Raw genomic sequence first — 1,758 nt, 5'->3', positions numbered from 1 at the left:
GCCCATGTCTCGTCCGTAAAGGTGCCTGTTCTGTCTCCTTCTTCCATCCCTACAATATGGGAAGAAATTCAAGATCTAACAGGCCCTAGCACTACTTTGGCAGAATGTGTTGCGAGGTCTGCAGTAGAAGGTTTCCCCAATGCGGACATTGCCCGGTGGGTGGTCGCAGGATGCGATCATGGATGGCCTGTCGTATTGCTGGCAGACCGATCTGTGATGGTGGGCCGGTGACTCTTTTTTTCCGCCCGACCGCCGTGAGGCGCCGACACTGGAGAAAGGCGTAGGCCATCATGGACATCAGTGCGTGTCGGTGGAGGGCCTGTCCATGATCACCCCTCAAAGTGATCGAGGCCCAGTTCCTCCTTGAGTTGCTGATGCGCCTGTTCGCAGACCCACCGGGCCTTGATCGCAGCGGCCAGTAGCCTGAGGGAGGTGTCGGCAGACAGGTTGGACAGATAGTATTTCCGTTCTCCGGTGGAACGGTGCTCGCCAATCAGCCAGGCTTCCTCCCCGGGCAGATGCTGGGCCGTCCGGCCACCGATACGCTGCGCTGGACCATCTGCAACGCGTATCCGCATGGCTGCAAAGCGGGCCGCCAGGCCACCTTTGGTCCCGCGACGCCAGCTGACCCTGCGCCATGTTGCAGTTTCCAGTATCTTATGGGCAGAAACAGATTGCTGGTCCGGCACCGGATGCATCCGGGTTGGGCCGCGCTTTCTGCGCCGAAAACACCAGCTCCACATCGGCGGAGAAGACTTTCTGATGACGTGGTATTCCGACTGCCCAGCGCAGGTTCCGCGCGCTCAGAGCCTGACGGAACAGGGCAGACAGGCCATAATCGGCATCCGCAAGAACACAGCCAAAACGGACATCTGCGGCACAGAGACAATCAATCTCTTCGATCGCCATCTCCCGTTTGGTCCTGGGGCCCCTGATGTTCCAGTGGAACACCAGCCCGCTTCAGGCGTGCCGGATCTGCTGTCCAGATATCGGGCAGGAACAGACGGAGTGACAGCATCAGTGGCACTTCACGCGAAGCCAGTGTCACGGACACCAGTGTCTGACAATTCGCTTTCTTGCCCAGGGTCGAAGCATATTGGGGCGCTACGCCAACAGAATGTTCTCCCTTTTTGGGAAGGGAGGTATCATCGATGATCAGCCATGAACGCTCCCCGCCCACCCTGATGGTCAGCATGACGCCACAGAGCAGCCTCAAGTGGCGCACTGTCCCACACACCGGTACTGACGAAATGATGCAGCCGGTCATAAGGGATATCGCCATTGCGTGGTAACCGGCCGCTCTGGGCCGCCTTGATTATGCGGCCTGCCTGTGCAGTGTATTCACGGGTTTCCAGTTCCATGGCAACAGTTCGTGGAGCCGGTTGATCTTGTGCTCGTTGATACGGGCCAGGACGTCGGCGAGGTAATCGTGCGGATTAAGCCGGGAGAGTTTTGCGCTTTCGATAAGCGTCATGGCATCAGCGATGTTGTCGCCCCCGGTGTCGGATCCGGCAAAGAGATAATTTTTTCGCCCCACGCATACGGGCCGTATGGCGCGTTCGGCAGGATTGTTGTCGATGGCGACACGACCATCTTCGAGGAACAGGGTAAAGGCCTTCCACCGGTTGAGCGCATAACGGATCGCTTTTGCCAGTTCCCCCTTTCCAGGTGACGTGCCCCCCGGAAATGTCACCATTTTAAAGTAGAGTCCGATCGAGAAGGATACGGACGAATGAAACGCAGTCGTTTTACGGAAGA

1 protein-coding gene and 1 pseudogene are annotated in these 1,758 nt (G+C 57.9%); both read right to left on the bottom strand.

All coding sequences use genetic code 11. The annotated features are described in order from the left end of the window. Positions 1–176: 176 nt before the first annotated feature. Positions 177–1,268 (bottom strand): annotated as a pseudogene (locus HNH97_RS17155) (IS701 family transposase); the annotation flags it as partial. Between the two features lie 47 nt (positions 1,269–1,315). Beyond that, positions 1,316–1,758: IS66 family transposase (locus HNH97_RS17150; protein ID WP_244949520.1), on the bottom strand; the 443-nt coding region annotated here is incomplete at its 5' end.

It is taken from the genome of Gluconacetobacter entanii, assembly GCF_013155425.1.
GTDB lineage: Bacteria > Pseudomonadota > Alphaproteobacteria > Acetobacterales > Acetobacteraceae > Novacetimonas > Novacetimonas entanii.
The sequence above is the reverse complement of the archived record's forward strand: the minus strand, read 5'-3'. Positions and strand labels throughout refer to the sequence as shown.